Source organism: Kitasatospora sp. NPDC094016 (assembly GCF_040304045.1).
In the GTDB taxonomy this organism is placed as follows: Bacteria; Actinomycetota; Actinomycetes; order Streptomycetales; family Streptomycetaceae; genus Kitasatospora.
Window position 1 is genome coordinate 37,733 of record NZ_JBEOUK010000056.1, and the last position, 14,059, is coordinate 51,791.

Below are 14,059 nucleotides of genomic sequence, written 5' to 3' on the forward strand. Positions count from 1 at the left end.
GTTCTAGGCCCTGTCCGGCGGAGCCGGGGCGGCCGCGCCCCGGCCGGCCTTGACGCCGTTCACCATCGCCTGGTGTATCGCCCGGGCGGTGGTCTCGTCGGTCGCCGGGACGGGGCTGCCGGTCACCGTGTACCAGTCCAGCGCGCCGGTGTACTGGACGGTGAGCCGGGCCTCGCCGTCCACCCAGGTGGTGTGCACGGTGAGGTCCCCGGAGATGGGACCGATCTCGGTGGTGGTGACCCCGCCGGGGCCACTGATGATCGACTGCGTGGTCCAGGTCGCCCACGACGTGCGCGGGTCGACGGGCGGTCGGGCCTGCCTGCCGTTTTGATCGTGTTCGGTCATGCGCCTATCCTCCCCCGCCGGTGAGTCGCTGTCGGGGCAGCGACACCTGCGGTCGCGAAGACCGCCCGGTCCCACCGGGCGGTCGGGTGCTCACAGCTGTTCAGCGGTCCGGACCGGACTCCTCCAGGGTGGGCTCGCCCTCCGCCTGGGAGGTGTCCTGCGCGTGCAGGTTCTGCATCGAGGTGATGCCCTCTTCGGGATCCGCGGCGCGGACGTCCTCGTCACGGTCCGTGCTCATCTCGGCCCGTTCGCTCATGTCGGTCATGGCGGGCTCCGTCTCCTCGGCCGGTCCGGGCGCGCTCCGAGCCGGGGTGCGGCAGGGCCGGGTCTGTCTCTCACCCCCCAGCCTGCCCCCGCCCCGGCCCCGGGGCCAGCCGAACGGCCTAGGGCGTGTTTCATCATTCCCGCCGCGCGCGCGACGCCGGGCATCCCGGCTGGACGCACCGGCGAAGCACCCAAGTACGGCCCAGTACGAGGGCGCTCCGCCGGCACGCCCAGCCGGGCGCCCACCGCCGCGCGCTGATCCGACGCGAATGATGAAACACGCCCTGGACCCTGTCCGGCCGCCGGTCGGCCCCGCCCTCCGTCCGACGGCCGTCACCAGGTGACGGGCAGCGACCGCATTCCGTAGATGAACGCCTCCGAGCGGAACTTCCGGCCCTCCCCGGTGGCCGCCGGCCGCAGGCCGGGCAGCCGCCGGAACAGGGTGGCCAGGGCGATCTGGAGCTCGGCGCGGGCGAGCGGCTGCCCGAGGCACTGGTGCACGCCGAAGCCGAAGGCCATGTGCCGCCGGGCGTCCCGGCCGAGGTCGAGCTGGTCGGTCGGCCGCAGGTCGGCGCCGCCGAACATCTCCTCGTCCTGGTTGGCGGTGGAGATCAGCGCGATCACGCCCTCCCCGGCCCTGATCACGGTGCCGCCCAGTTCGACGTCCTCCAATGCGACCCGGGGCAGTCCGTGGTCCACGATCGTGAGGTGGCGCAGCAGTTCCTCGACGGCGCCGGGCAGCGCGGCCGGGTCGGCCAGCCTGGCGATCTGCTCGGGCTGGTCGAGGAGCAGGGCGGTGGAGAGCGAGATCATGTTCGCGGTCGTCTCGTGCCCGGCTATCAGCAGCAGGATGCCGGTCGTGGCGACCTCGTCCGGCGTGAGGTCGTCCCGGACGGCGAGCCGGCTGAGTATGTCGTCGCCCGGCTCCTCCCGCTTGCGGGCGGCCAGGCCGCCCAGGTACTCGCGCAGTTCGTCCGAGGCGGCCTGGACCTCCTCGGCCGAGCTGTGCTTGTTGAGCAGGGTCCGGCTGAGGCCCTGGAAGCGGTCCCGGTCCTCGTACGGGACGCCGAGCAGCAGGCAGATCACCAGCGAGGGGACGGGCAGCGCGAAGTCGGCGACCAGGTCGGCCTCGGTCCGGCCGTCGGTCATCCGGTCGAGCGCCTCGTCGACGATCTGCTGGATGCCGGGTCGCATCGCCTCGACCCGCTTGACCAGGAAGTCGCCGGTGACCATCCGGCGCTGCCGGGCGTGCTCGGGGTCGTCGAGCCGCAGGAAGCTCGGGTTGGCGAGGAGGGCCTCCCGACGGCCGGGCACCAGCATCGGGAACCCCGGGTGGCGGGCGTCCGCGCTGAACCGGCGGTCGGACAGGATGGTGCGGACCTCGGCGTAGCCGGTGGCCAGCCAGCAGGACTCGCCGCCGGGCAGGGCGGCGCGGGTGATGGGCGCCGTCGCGGCGGCCTCGGTGTAGGCGGGCGGCGGGCTGAACGGACAGCCCGCGTCGCGCGGGGCGGGCATCGGGAAGGTCCGGGCGGTGGGTGTGCTCGTCAAGGTGGGGTCTCCTTGCGTCGCAATGTCCTCGGGTGGGTGGGGTGGCGCCGGGGCCGACGGTTCGCGCGACGGCGGCCGGGAGCGGCGGTCGTCACGGTGGCCGGGGTCGGGGCGGGCGGGGGACCGCCGGGAGCCGGTGGGGGCGTCAGCCGACGTCCTCGGCGGAGTCCTCCTCGGTGACGGTGATCGCGCCGCCCGGGCAGAGCTCGGCCGCGAGCCTCAGCACGGCGAACTGCGGGGGCTTGAACTCGGTCTGACGGAGGACCACCAGACTGTCCTGCTCGTCCTGGTCGAAGATCTCCGGAGCGTTCAGGACGCACATCCCGGAGCTGCAGCAGCGGTCCCGGTCGACGCTCACCTTCATGGTCGAGCACCTCTCGCCAGTGCGGCCCCGGGCGTCCGGCGGCCGCCTCTCGTTGTCATTGCCAACCTAACCGCCACCCTCGCGTCCACGGAGGGGCGATGCGGGGATCGTCCAGAATGGCCGATTCGGTTCGGAGCCGGTCCAGTGCCGCCGCGAAGGGGGTTTGAAATTGACGTTACTCCGCCAAAGGACGGCTCACAGCCCCTCGGCGGCGGCAATCTCCCGGACGGTGGCGACGGTGTCGGCCTCGGCCGCGCCCTTGTCCGGCCGGTAGCGCACCACCCGGGCGAACCGCAGGGCCAGCCCCGCCGGGTAGCGGGGGCTGCGCTGGAGACCGTCGAAGGCGATCTCGACGACCAGTTCCGGCCGGACCCGCACCGTCCAGTCGTCCCGGCCGCTCTCGCGGGCGAGGAGTTCGGCGGTCTGCCAGGCGAGCGTCTCGTCGGTGAGGCCCTTGAAGGTCTTGCCGAGCATCACCCACGGGCCCAGCCCGGGCTCGCCCGCCGCCCGGGCGCCCAGGTGCAGATTGCTGAGGAACCCGCGCCGCCGGCCGCTGCCCCACTCGGCGGCCAGCACCACCAGGTCCAGGGTGTGCCGGGGCTTCACCTTGATCCAGCCGGCGCCGCGCCGCCCGGCCGCGTACCCGACCGCCGGGTCCTTGACCAGGACGCCCTCGTGACCGCGGGCCAGGGTCTCGCGGAAGAACGCCAGTGCCCGCTCGCCGTCCCCGGTCTCGGTGCGGGGCACCCGCAGGCCCTCCGGCACCGCCTCGTCCAGCGCCGCCCACCGTTCCCGGCCGGGGTGGTCCACCAGGTCCTCGCCGTCCCGGTGCAGCAGGTCGAAGAAGAAGGCGCTGAGCGGGACTTCGGTGCGCAGCCGCTCCGGATCCCGCCGGGAGGCGGCGCGCGCGGCGGTCTCCTGGAACGGGCGCGGCCGCCCGTCGGGCCCGAGCGCGATCGCCTCGCCGTCCAGCACCGCCGAGCGCAGCGGCAGCGCGAGCGCCGCCTCGGCCACCTCGGGGACGCGCGCGGTGATGTCGTCCAGGCCGCGGGTGAACACCGCGACCTCCGCGCCGTCCCGGTGCACCTGCACCCGGACGCCGTCCAGCTTCCACTCCAGCGCGGCCGGGCCGGTGCGTTCCAGCGCCGAGGCCACGTCGGGCGCGGAGGCGGCCAGCATCGGCCGCACCGCCCGGCCCACCTCCAGCCGGAACGCGGCCAGCGCGGGCGCCCCGTCGGTCAGCGCCGCCTCCGCCACCGCCCGGGCGGAGCCGCGGAACATCAGCGCCCGGCGCACCGCCGCCGCGGGCACCCCGGCCGCCTGGGCGACGGCGTCGCCGACCAGCGCGTCCAGCGCGCCCTGGCGCAGCTCGCCGACCAGCACCGCGCGCAGGAACGCCTGCTCGACCTCGGTCGCCCGGGCGAACAGCCCGGCCAGCCGCCGCCGCCGCTCGGCCTGCGCGCCGGGCCCGTGCACCCCGGCGATCCGCTCCAGCTCCCGTTCGGTCTCCCGGACGCCGAGCGAGGCCTCGGCGGCGGGCGGCGGCAGGTCACGCAGGCCCGCCGGGCCGACGCCGGTGCGCAGCCGCTGCGACTCGCCCGACAGCAGGCCCACGGCCGCCGGGGCCTCGGCCGGTCCCAGTGCGCGCAGGCAGTCCGCGAGCAGCGCCGTCTTGGCCCGCCGTCCGGGCTCGGCGGCGACGGCGCGGGACGTCTGGGCCAGGTGCCGCAGCCGCATGGCGCTCCTCGGGTGATGCGTGGCCGGGCGTCCAGGATCGGCCACCCGGCCGGCCGGCGCACGGCGGGCGGTGCGCCCCTACCACGCCGGAGTGGAGTGCGCGGGCGGCCGGTCTTGGCCGTGGTGGAGCTCGGCGCGGAGCCGACGGCCCGTCATGCTGGCGCCACACCGCGGCCCGGCGACCCCGGGGCCCGCCCGATCGAGGGAGACCGAGTTGACCAGCACGACCCGCTGGAGCGTCGGCGCGCCGGAGCGCGCCGACTACCCGGCCTGGCGCGAACTCTTCCGCGGCTACTGCGCGTTCTACCGGCTGCCGATGCCGGAGGAGAAGGCCGAACTGGTCTGGTCCTGGCTCCACGACCCGGACCACGAACTGGAGTGCCTGCTGGTCCGCGACGGCGACGGCACGCCGGTCGGACTCGCCCACTACCGCCCGTTCTCCCGCCCCTTGCACGGCGCGGTCGGAGGATTCCTCGACGACCTGTTCGTCGCGCCCGAGGTGCGCGGCGGCGGCGCGGTGGACCAGTTGCTGGCCCGGCTGCGGGCGATCGCCGCCGAGCGCGGCTGGAACACCGTCCGCTGGATCACCGCCGACGACAACCACCGCGCCCGCAGCAAGTACGACCAGGTCGCCACCCGGACCATGTTCGTCACCTACGACATGGCCCCGGACACCCCGTGACCCGCCTTCGGGCGGCCTGAGGGCGGGCCCCGGGTACGGGCCCCGGGTACGGCCGCGGCCGGGCCCGCGACCCTGCCGCCGGACATTCGTTCGGACTTTCTGTTATCGGCGCGCCGCCGGGCGGTCTCCCAGGTGTCGGCACCCGACCCGCCGACCCGGACAGAAAGCGTGGGCACGTGAACAGCGACGACAGGACGACCATCCTCCCGGCGATCGGTGCCGAGAGCGGTGCACGGAGCGGAGCCTCCGGCCGGCCCGGCGGCCGCGCCGCGCGCCGGGCCGCCCAGCGGCACACGGAACGCCCCGGAGGCCGGGGCCGCCGGGGCCGCCGGCGCGGTCCGGTCGGCCCGGTCGCCGCCGTCGCCGCCGCCGTGGCCGGCACCGGACTGCTCGCCGCCCTGGTCGGCGCCGGCTACGCGGCCTACGGCGGCAAGCAGGCCGACCGGGACACCACCGGCCAGGCGCTGGCGGCGGACGCCGCCCTGATAGCCGCCGAGGCCGGCACCCACGACGGCATCCAGGTCCCCGGCGCCGGGGGAGCGGCCCCCGACGCCGCCGCGCCGCCGGCCACCCCGGCCACCACCGACCCGGCACCGGCCCCGACCACTGCCGCCGCGACCACCCCCGCCGCCCCGGCGTCCCCGACGGCTCCGGCGACCCCGGCGACCCCGACGCCGACCCCGACGGCCACCGGGAAGCCGAGCCCGAGCACGCCCGTGACCGCTCCCGCTCCCGCCAGGCCCACCGGCACCCCGGCCGCCGCGCAGCGCACCGGCGCCCCCGCCCCCACGAACGTCTCGGCGCCCACCCCGGTCGGCGGCGGCGCCGCGCCCTCCTCCGCCCAGCAGGTCGTCGACCTGGTCAACGTCGAACGCGCCAAGGCCGGCTGCGGCCCGGTCAGCGCCGAGCCCCGGCTGGCCGGCGCCGCCCAGTCGCACAGCGACGACATGGCGGACCGCAACTACTTCGACCACGCCAGCCCCGACGGCGACCACGCCGACCACCGCATCGAGGTGACCGGCTACCGCTGGAGCACCTGGGGCGAGAACATCGCCCGCGGCCAGAAGGACCCGGCCGCGGTGATGGATTCCTGGATGAACAGCCCCGGCCACCGTGCGAACATCCTGAACTGCGCGTTCAAGCAGCTCGGGGTCGGTGTGCGGACCGGTTCCGGCGGCCCCTGGTGGACCCAGGTCTTCGCCGCCCCGGCCTGACCGGTCCTCCGGCAGGGTCCGTTTTCCGATTCCGCGCAAATTGTTGTTATCTGATCACTCACCACAGGTCTCCGAGGAGGCAGCGGCGAACGGAACACGGCAAGACGGAGTGCGGACCATGAACGCTGACGTGCAGAACAGGACCGGGACCACCCTGGTACGCGCGGCCCAGGCGGGCGACCGGCAGGCCCAGGAGGCGCTGGTCGCCGCCTGGCTGCCGCTCGTCTACAACGTCGCCGGGCGCGCCCTGGACGGTCACGCCGACGTCGACGACGTCGCCCAGGAGACCATGATCCGCGCCCTGGACGGCCTGGACGGGCTGCGCGAGCCGGAGTCCTTCCGCTCCTGGCTGGTCGCCATCACGATGAACCAGATCCGTCGCCGCCACGCCGCCGGCCAGCAGCAGCCCACCGTCGGCGGCCTCGACGAGACCTGGGAACTCGCCGACCCCAGGGCCGACTTCACCGACCTCACCGTCCTGCGCCTCGGCCTCTCCGGCCAGCGCCGGGAAGTCGCCGAGGCCACCCGCTGGCTCGACCCCGACGACCGCGAACTCCTCGCCCTCTGGTGGCTGGAGGCCAGCGGCGAACTCACCCGCGCCGAACTGGCCGACGCCCTCGACCTGACCCCGCAGCACACCGCCGTCCGCGTGCAGCGGATGAAGAAGCAGCTCGAAGCCGGCCGGATCGTCGTCCGCGCCCTCGGCGCCTACCCCCGCTGCCCCGAACTCGCCGACGTCACCACCGGTTTCGACGGCACCCCCAACTCCGTGTGGCGCAAGCGCATCGCCCGCCACATCCGCGGCTGCGCCACCTGCGACCGCCTCGGCCGCGACCTCTTCCCCGCCGAAGGACTGCTGGCCGGCCTCGCCCTGGTGCCGATCCCGCTCGGCTCGCCCGCGCTGCTGCACTTCCAGCACACCGCGGCCACCGCCGCCACCGCCGCCCCGACCGCCGCGAGCACCCATGCGGGCTGGGCCGGGACGGCCGCGCGCAAGGCCGTCCTGGCGAGCGGTGCGGTGGCGGTGGTGACCGTCACCACCCTCGCCCTGGTCTGGTCGCACCCCACCGACACCCCGAGGGAGGCGACCCCCGAACCCACCACCCCGGCCGCCGCTCCCGCCGCCCCGGTGCCCCCCGCGACCCCGGCCGCCGCCCCGGTCACCCTGGCGGCCACGCCCACGCCGACCCCCAGCGACACGCCGACGGCCACGCCGTCACCCACCGCCACCCGGTCGGTGGCCCCGCCGCCGCCCACCTCGGAGCGCCAACTCGTCGACCTCGTCAACGCCGAACGCGGCAAGGTGGGCTGCGCCCCCCTGCGGATCGACCCCCGGCTGCACGCGGCCGCCCAGAAGCACGCCGACGACATGGTCGCGCGTGGCTTCTTCGACCACGTCAACCCGGACGGCGTCCGCACCGACGCCCGGCTGACGGCCGTCGGCTACCGCTGGTCCCAGTGGGGCGAGAACCTCGACCGGGGTCCGACGTCCCCCGCCGCGGTGGTCGCCCACTGGATGGACGGCGGCATCCACCAGACCAACATGCTGGATTGCGGTTTCAAGGACGTCGGTGTCGGCCTGGCCACCGGCCCCGCCGGCACCTACTGGACCCAGGACCTCGGCGCCCCGCTGTCCTGACGCGGCACCGCGGCACCGCAGCGCTGCCGCGAGCTACGCGGGGGTGACACCGACCAGTCCGTCGGCCGAGCCCGTCACGTACCCGGTCGCCTCCCCGAGCACGCCGCCCGCGTCCCCGACCTCCCCCGGCAACGCGTCCGGCGCACTGGTCAGCGACCCGGACAGTCCGTCCTGCCCCCCGACGGCACTGGCGTGCGCACTCGGCGCGGTGAGCGAGGCCACGAAACCCACGGCGAGCGAGGCGACGGCGAGCATGCTGCGCTTCTTCATGGCGGGTCCAACGACGATCCGCCGGGCGGGTTACGAGGACGGTGGTGGATTCCCTCGTCCGTGGCCGTGCGGCCGGGGCCGCGGGCGTCGGACGGGCGGTCGGGCCCCGGGCCTTTTCCGGTGGCGGGAGGCGTGGGACGGCGGTGGGATGGGGAGGGGTCGGGAATGATTCCGGCAAATCGGTTGAATCACCACACTTTCGGTCTCATCGACGTCGGTCTCATCGACCAGGACCCCCCACCGCGACACGAAGGGCACCCGATGCACGCAGCCGAACTCACTCCAGCCGTCCTCGCCGAGCTGCGCCGCCCCCGGCGCTACCCGGCCGTCTCCGTTCTGCTGCCCACCCACCGCAGCGAGCCCGACAACACCCAGGACCCGGTCCGCCTGCGCAACCTCGTCGCCGAGGCGAAGAACCGGCTGCACGCCGACGAGGCGGTCAGCCGGGCCGACCGGCTGGACGTCGTCGAGCAGCTGGACCGCGCGCTCACCGAGGTCGACCTCGTGCACGCCGAGGACGGTCTGGTGATCTTCGCCGCCCCCGGCGAGCACCAGGTGTGGTCCCTGCCGCGCCCGGTGCCCTCCCGGGTCGTGCTGTCCGAAACCTTCCTGACCCGCAACCTGGTCTCCGCCTACACCGCCGGTGCGCCCTACTGGGTGCTGACCGTCGCCGCCGACCGGGTCGCCCTGTTCAGCGGCAGCGGGCCGCACCTGGCCGAGCACACGGGTGCCGCCTTCCCGCTCGACCAGGTCCCGCCGGACTGGGACGTCGAGCGCAAGGAGCGGATCGGGGACGTACCGAGCACCTTCCGCGACGAGGAGACCCGCCGCTTCCTGCGTTCGGCCGACACCGCACTGGCCGCCGTGCTGGAGGCCGACAACCGCCCGCTGTACGTGCTCGGCGAGGCCGCCGCGATCTCCCTGCTCGACGAGGTCGGCACCGCCGCCAAGCGGGCCACCGCCCAGGTCTCGCACGGCGGCCTCGGCCACGCCGCCGCCGCCGCGGTGGCCGAGGCCGTCCGGTCCACGGTCGCCGAGCAGGGCAGCAAGGCCGTCACCGAGTTGCACGAGCGCCTCGACCAGGCCCAGGGCGTGAAGGGCCTGGCCGCCGGGATCGACGAGGTCTGGCAGACCGTCGCCGAGGGCCGGGCCGCGGTGGTCGCGGTGGAGGAGGACTACTGGCAGCCCGTCCGGGTGACCGACAACCACCTCGTCCCGGCGGCGGCCGGTGAGCCCGACGTCCGCGAGGACATGGTCGACGAGATCGTGGAGCGCGCCCTCGACACCGGCGCCAAGGTGCAGTTCGTCCCCACCGGCGAACTCGGCGCCCGCGGCCACATCGCGGCCGTCCTGCGGTACTGACCCACCCGGTGCGGGCCCGGCACGGTCGCCGGGCCCGCACCGCCGTGTCTCGGCCCGGGCGGTCCTCAGCGGGTCGTGGCCGCCGAGGGAGTGCTCCCCTCGGCGGTCCGGATCGAGTCCAGCACCTGCTGTACCTGCTGGATCGTCAGGTACGACGGCTCCCGCAGGCAGGCCGTCAGCTGGATCAGCACCAGCGTGCCGGTCCGGGCGACGGCCCGATGGCCGATGAGCTCGCGGGTGCCGCCGAGCGTGAGGCATTCCTTGTCGAGCGTGACGTCGGAGGTCAGGGCTGATTCGGTGGTGAACTTCCCGACCAGGTCCGGTTGGTCCACCAGCCGGAGGGTGAGGAGGGCGCCGCCGACGGGCAGCAGACTGTCCGACGGGCAGGCGATGCCCGCCGTCCGGCAGGGGGGCGCGGGACTGATCGGCCCGGTGGCCAGGTAGCCGATGCCGTTCCGGGGGTCGCCGTTGAAGATGCTCTGGCTGTACCAGCCCCTCGGCAGGTCGAGCACCAGGCTCGGGTACGACGAGAAGTGGACCTGCGATCCGGGCATCGGCACCGTGGTCGGTGCCGGGCTGGCGCCGGCAGTCGGAGCGGGCGGTTCCCCGCCCGGCACTGTTTCGGCAGGTCCGGTCACCCCCGGTCCCGCAGCCGTCCCCGGCCCCGCCGCCACCCCGTGCTCCGGCGTGGGCGCGATCGCGGGCGCGGCGGCGAGCGCCGCGGCGACCAGCCCGGCGGTCAGTCCGGCCCCGAGCCCGGCGGCCCGCCGTCGGCGCCGGGTGCCGATGGCGCGGGCGCGCACCCGTTCCATCCGGTCCTCGGGCGTGGCGAGCTCCGGTACGGCCTGGTGGAGCAGGATCCGCAATTCCTCGCCCTCACCGCCGTCCGGCCTCGGGTCGTCCGGGTCCAGCAGGTCAGTACCGATCACGAGGTCCCCCCGCCAGCAGCAGTTCCCGGGCCGGCAGCCGGCCGCGCAGCGCGGCGAGCGCGCGGTGCGTCTGGCTCTTGACCGTGCCGGTGCTGCAGCCCAGGACCTCGGCGGTCTCCTCGACGCTGAGGTCCTCGAAGAAGCGCAGCACCACCACGGCCCGTTGGCGCGGCGGCAGGGCGCGGACGGCCTGGGCGACCACCTCTCCGAGCACCACCCCTTCGTACGGGTCCGCGCTCGCCGGCGGCGGCTCCGGCAGTTCGCCGTGCGGCAGTTCGCCGGTCCAGCGGCGGCGCCACCAGGAGACGTTGCAGTTGACCAGTACCTTCCGCAGGTAGGCCTCGGGCCGGTCGATGGAGATCCGGTCCCATTTGGGCCAGACCTTGGCGAGCGCGGTCTGCAGCAGATCCTCCGCCTGGTGCGGGTCGCCGGTCAACAGCCAGGCCACCCGCAACATCTTCGGGCCGCAGGCGGAGACGAACTCCTCGAAGTCCGGTGTGCCATCCCTCATCCCGCCGTCCCCGCCATGGTGTCCGTGCCGTCCCTGTCAGCCGTGGCGGCCTGCTGGGCCGCGATCGTGGTGTCCTACTCACAGCTGATGAACGTGCCGGACGGTGTTTCGGGTTGTCTTCCGGGCGCGGGGATTTTCGGCCGGCCGGCGCGGGGAGGTTGGACGGCCCGCGAGCCGGCCGGGACTCGGCCGGGCGGCGGGCGGGCCGTGGGCACCACGATGGCCGTGTCGGGCCCGTCCGGCCAGAGGCGCTCACGGGGCGTCCGGGCGCACGACGCGGCGCGCCAGGGGCGTACGGGTGGGACGCAGGGGGCGGCGGACCACGGATCGGGCCGACCGGGTGACGGCGGGTCAGAGCGTTCCGGAACCGCGCGGCGCCTCGGTGGGGACACCGCGGGCGGCTGCCGCCGGGTCCGAGGTCACCGGGGTGACCGTCCAGTCGGGGTGGCCGGGCATCGGCGGGGTGCGCAGCCCGTACAGCCAGTCGGTGAGGAAGCCGGAGAGGTCCTGGCCGGAGGCCGCGGAGGCGGTGCGCAGGTAGTCCCGGGTGGTGGCGGTGCCGTACCGGTGTTCGCGCAGGAAGGTGCGCTCGATCCGGTCGAAGGTCTCGGCGCCGACCCGCTCGCGCAGCGCGAACAGCACCAGCGCGCCGCCGGTGTAGCGCTGGCTGTCGAAGAGCTTGGCGGCGCTGGGAGCGGCGACCGGTCCGGAGTCGTGCCGCCACTGGTCGCCGAGGCCGTAGAGGGCCCGCATCCGGTCGACCAGGGTGGTGTGGCCCCAGGCGTCCGGCCAGCCGCGCTCGTAGCGGTAGACCAGGGCGTAGTAGTCGGCGTGTCCCTCGTTGAGCCACAGGTCCGCCCAGCTGGCGGGGGAGACGCTGTCGCCGAACCAGGAGTGCACCAGCTCGTGCATCTGGTGCGAGCCGATCGCGGACTCGGGCTGGCGCAGGAAGTTCGGCTTGTACAGGGTGAGGGTCTGGGTCTCCAGGCCGGTGAAGCCGAACGCGGCCGGGTCGTCGGTGTCGGCCGGCAGGAGGCCGTAGGTCTCGAAGGGGAACGGCCCGAGGTGCTGCTCGGCCCAGGTCAGCTGGTCGGCGGTGAGCGCCAGGGCGGGTTCGAGGTCGGCGGCCCGGGCGGTCGGGACGACGTCGCGCAGCGGCAGGCCGTGCGGGCCGGTGCGCTCGCGGACGGTGTAGTTCCCGACGGAGACCTGCACCAGCTCGGTGGCCATCGGCTCGCGGGAGACGTAGCGCCGGGTGGTCCGGCCGTCGCCGAGCCGTTCGGTCTGCGCCAACTCCCCGTTGGCGACGCCCAGCAGGCCGTCGGGCGCGGTGACGGCGATGGCGAACCTGGCCTTGTCGCTGGGGTGGTCGTTGCACGGGAAGACGGTGTGCGCGCTGTCCGGCTGGCCGGCCACCGCGAAGCCGTCCGGGGTCGGGACCCAGCCGGTGTGCGGGAGCCTGGCGCGCGGGTCGGCGGTGTACTCGACGGTCAACCGCGCGGTGGTGCCGCGGTGCAGGGCCCGCGCCGGGGTGATCGTCAGCTTCTCGTCGTGGGCGGCGAACCCCGCCGGGCGCCCGTCGACCCGGACGGCGCGCACGGTCAGGCCCAGCGCGTCCAGCTCCAGGCGCGCCAGGGTGCGGGACGGCCGGGCGGTGATCACCGCTGTCGCGTCGACGGTGCGGCTGGCGGCCCGGTAGTCGAACGACAGGTCGTAGGCGAGCGCGTCGTACCCGCTGTTGCCGAGCGAGGGGAAGACCGGGTCGCCGAGGCCGTCCGCGGCGGCGGCCCGGGGGGTGCCGGCGGACAGCAGCGCCGCACTGAGCACGAGTGGGAGGACGAGACCGACACGGGGCCTGGGCAAGGCGATCACCGCACTTCGGGAGTCGTGGCTTCGGGAGCCCCGGTGAGGAGCGGGGGCCGGGCGGCGGTCCGTGCGCGACGCACCGGGCACGGACCCTAGCGGACCGGGGCGCTCGCCCGCCGCCGCCCGGACGGCTCTCGACACGAGGCCATCCCCCGGACGGCCTACAGCGATGGCGGGGCCGCCACGCGCTGACTAACGTTCGAAGTGCTTCGCCCCCTGACGGACGAGGCCACGGCCGTCGGAGAACCTGGCCAGGTCCGGCGGCCGTCCTTCATGCCCGGGTGCACCCCGTAGGCTGGCGGCCGAGACGACGCCCGCGTACCGGATGCCAGGAGCCGCCGTGACCAGCCCCGATTCGCACGTTCTGGTGATCGGCGAGTGCGTCGCCGACATCGTCCGCACGGATGGCGCCCCGGACACCGTCCACCCCGGCGGCAGCCCCGCGAACGTCGCCTACGGCCTGGCCCGGTTGGGCCGGCCGGCCACCCTGCTCACCCAGCTCGGGGACGACGCCAACGGCCGGCTGATCCGGGCGCACCTGGAGTCGGCGGGGGTGGTGGTCCGGGCCGCCGGGGTGGCGCGGACCCCCTCGGCCGTGGTGCGACTCGACGGGCAGGGGCGGGCGCGCTACACCTTCGACATCGGCTGGACGTTGCCGCCGATGGAACTCGCCGAAGCGCCGGGCGCGATCCACCTCGGCTCGATCGGGGCGGTCACCGACCCGGGCGCGGCGGCGGTGCTGGCGCTGGTCGAGCGGTGGCGCGGCCGGGCGCAGATCAGTTACGACCCGAACGTGCGCCCCGCGCTGATGGGCGAGCGGGCGCAGGCCGTGCGGCGGGTCGAGCGCTGCGTGGCGCTGAGCGACGTGGTCAAGGCGAGCGACGAGGACCTGGCCTGGCTCTACCCCGGCGAGGACGCGGAGGCGGTCGCGCGCCGCTGGCTCGCCCTCGGCCCGGCCGTGGTCGCGGTGACCCTGGGCGCCGACGGCGCGTTCGCGCACACCGCCGAGGGCGGCCATGCGCGGGCCGCGGCCGTTCCGGTGCCGGTCGCCGACACCGTCGGCGCCGGGGACTCCTTCACGGCGGCTTTCCTGCACGCCCGCGCCGCCGGCGCCGACCTCGCCGGCTGCCTCACCCAGGCGGTGACGGCCGCTGCGCTGACGGTCTCCCGCCCCGGCGCCAACCCGCCCTCGACGGCGGAGCTGACGGCCGCCCTGGCGCGGAGGGGTTAGCCGCAATGCCAGTGACTTTGGGGTGCCTGTCTCGTTGGTTGTGGTGTGGCGAGAGTGGGGCAGGTCAAGTCGCCTGCGAGTGAGCGGTTGTCGGACC

General features: G+C 75.2%; 14 protein-coding genes. 5 read left to right on the forward strand and 9 right to left on the reverse strand.

Annotated elements, in window-relative coordinates; all coding sequences use genetic code 11:
- Positions 1-3: 3 nt before the first annotated feature.
- The 5 genes from ABT015_RS33710 to ABT015_RS33730 form a co-directional block, all read right to left on the reverse strand.
- On the reverse strand, positions 4-345 hold the full coding sequence (locus ABT015_RS33710; protein ID WP_350886024.1) for a hypothetical protein: 342 nt from the start codon (positions 343-345) through the stop codon (positions 4-6).
- A gap of 100 nt (positions 346-445) precedes the next feature.
- The gene (locus tag ABT015_RS33715; protein WP_159398310.1) at positions 446-610 is read right to left on the reverse strand and encodes a hypothetical protein; all 165 of its coding nucleotides are present in this window, start codon (positions 608-610) and stop codon (positions 446-448) included.
- 332 nt (positions 611-942) lie between these two features.
- On the reverse strand, positions 943-2,157 hold the full coding sequence (locus ABT015_RS33720) for a cytochrome P450 (RefSeq protein ID WP_502897463.1): 1,215 nt from the start codon (positions 2,155-2,157) through the stop codon (positions 943-945).
- A 145-nt stretch (positions 2,158-2,302) separates the two neighbouring features.
- Positions 2,303-2,521, reverse strand: a complete 219-nt coding sequence (locus tag ABT015_RS33725) for a ferredoxin (RefSeq protein ID WP_350886026.1) — start codon at positions 2,519-2,521, stop codon at positions 2,303-2,305.
- Positions 2,522-2,716: 195 nt separating this feature from the next.
- On the reverse strand, positions 2,717-4,258 hold the full coding sequence (locus tag ABT015_RS33730) for an ATP-dependent DNA ligase (RefSeq protein WP_350886028.1): 1,542 nt from the start codon (positions 4,256-4,258) through the stop codon (positions 2,717-2,719).
- A gap of 214 nt (positions 4,259-4,472) precedes the next feature.
- On the opposite strand from ABT015_RS33730, the gene ABT015_RS33735 reads away from it, so the two are divergent.
- From ABT015_RS33735 to ABT015_RS33745, 3 genes are all read left to right on the forward strand, one after another.
- Complete coding sequence (locus tag ABT015_RS33735) at positions 4,473-4,940, forward strand: GNAT family N-acetyltransferase (protein ID WP_350886030.1); 468 nt, start codon at positions 4,473-4,475, stop codon at positions 4,938-4,940.
- A 176-nt stretch (positions 4,941-5,116) separates the two neighbouring features.
- Positions 5,117-6,154, forward strand: coding sequence for a CAP domain-containing protein (locus ABT015_RS33740; protein WP_350886032.1), 1,038 nt, complete (start codon positions 5,117-5,119; stop codon positions 6,152-6,154).
- A 118-nt stretch (positions 6,155-6,272) separates the two neighbouring features.
- A complete protein-coding gene (locus ABT015_RS33745; RefSeq protein ID WP_350886034.1) occupies positions 6,273-7,793 on the forward strand; it encodes a sigma-70 family RNA polymerase sigma factor in 1,521 nt (506 codons plus the stop codon).
- A gap of 33 nt (positions 7,794-7,826) precedes the next feature.
- Here the strand turns inward: ABT015_RS33745 and ABT015_RS33750 are convergent, their stop codons facing one another.
- Positions 7,827-8,063: a hypothetical protein gene (locus ABT015_RS33750; RefSeq protein ID WP_350886036.1), complete on the reverse strand. Its 237-nt coding sequence runs from the start codon at positions 8,061-8,063 to the stop codon at positions 7,827-7,829.
- A 261-nt stretch (positions 8,064-8,324) separates the two neighbouring features.
- Here ABT015_RS33750 and ABT015_RS33755 point away from each other — a divergent pair, with 261 nt between their 5' ends.
- On the forward strand, positions 8,325-9,425 hold the full coding sequence (locus tag ABT015_RS33755) for a baeRF3 domain-containing protein (RefSeq protein WP_350886038.1): 1,101 nt from the start codon (positions 8,325-8,327) through the stop codon (positions 9,423-9,425).
- 65 nt (positions 9,426-9,490) lie between these two features.
- Here ABT015_RS33755 and ABT015_RS33760 read toward each other — a convergent pair whose 3' ends face one another.
- The 3 genes from ABT015_RS33760 to ABT015_RS33770 all read right to left on the reverse strand — a co-directional run bounded on the left by ABT015_RS33760 (position 9,491) and on the right by ABT015_RS33770 (position 12,728).
- On the reverse strand, positions 9,491-10,354 hold the full coding sequence (locus ABT015_RS33760; RefSeq protein WP_350886040.1) for a hypothetical protein: 864 nt from the start codon (positions 10,352-10,354) through the stop codon (positions 9,491-9,493).
- Positions 10,341-10,865 (reverse strand): SigE family RNA polymerase sigma factor, encoded by a 525-nt coding sequence (locus tag ABT015_RS33765; protein ID WP_063346063.1) that lies wholly within the window; start codon positions 10,863-10,865, stop codon positions 10,341-10,343. The genes ABT015_RS33760 and ABT015_RS33765 overlap by 14 nt, the downstream gene beginning before the upstream one ends.
- A gap of 351 nt (positions 10,866-11,216) precedes the next feature.
- Positions 11,217-12,728, reverse strand: a complete 1,512-nt coding sequence (locus ABT015_RS33770; protein WP_502897466.1) for a M1 family metallopeptidase — start codon at positions 12,726-12,728, stop codon at positions 11,217-11,219.
- Positions 12,729-13,071: 343 nt separating this feature from the next.
- Here ABT015_RS33770 and ABT015_RS33775 point away from each other — a divergent pair, with 343 nt between their 5' ends.
- Positions 13,072-13,962, forward strand: a complete 891-nt coding sequence (locus tag ABT015_RS33775) for a carbohydrate kinase family protein (protein ID WP_350886042.1) — start codon at positions 13,072-13,074, stop codon at positions 13,960-13,962.
- Positions 13,963-14,059 lie beyond the last annotated feature (97 nt).

Coding starts and splice junctions, on each gene's coding strand:
- ABT015_RS33710 (WP_350886024.1), bottom strand. CDS start 345: ATGACCGAACACGATCAAAACGGCAGGCAGGCCCGACCGCCCGTCGAC.
- ABT015_RS33715 (WP_159398310.1), bottom strand. CDS start 610: ATGACCGACATGAGCGAACGGGCCGAGATGAGCACGGACCGTGACGAG.
- ABT015_RS33725 (WP_350886026.1), bottom strand. CDS start 2,521: ATGAAGGTGAGCGTCGACCGGGACCGCTGCTGCAGCTCCGGGATGTGC.
- ABT015_RS33730 (WP_350886028.1), bottom strand. CDS start 4,258: ATGCGGCTGCGGCACCTGGCCCAGACGTCCCGCGCCGTCGCCGCCGAG.
- ABT015_RS33745 (WP_350886034.1), top strand. CDS start 6,273: ATGAACGCTGACGTGCAGAACAGGACCGGGACCACCCTGGTACGCGCG.
- ABT015_RS33750 (WP_350886036.1), bottom strand. CDS start 8,063: ATGAAGAAGCGCAGCATGCTCGCCGTCGCCTCGCTCGCCGTGGGTTTC.
- ABT015_RS33755 (WP_350886038.1), top strand. CDS start 8,325: ATGCACGCAGCCGAACTCACTCCAGCCGTCCTCGCCGAGCTGCGCCGC.
- ABT015_RS33765 (WP_063346063.1), bottom strand. CDS start 10,865: ATGAGGGATGGCACACCGGACTTCGAGGAGTTCGTCTCCGCCTGCGGC.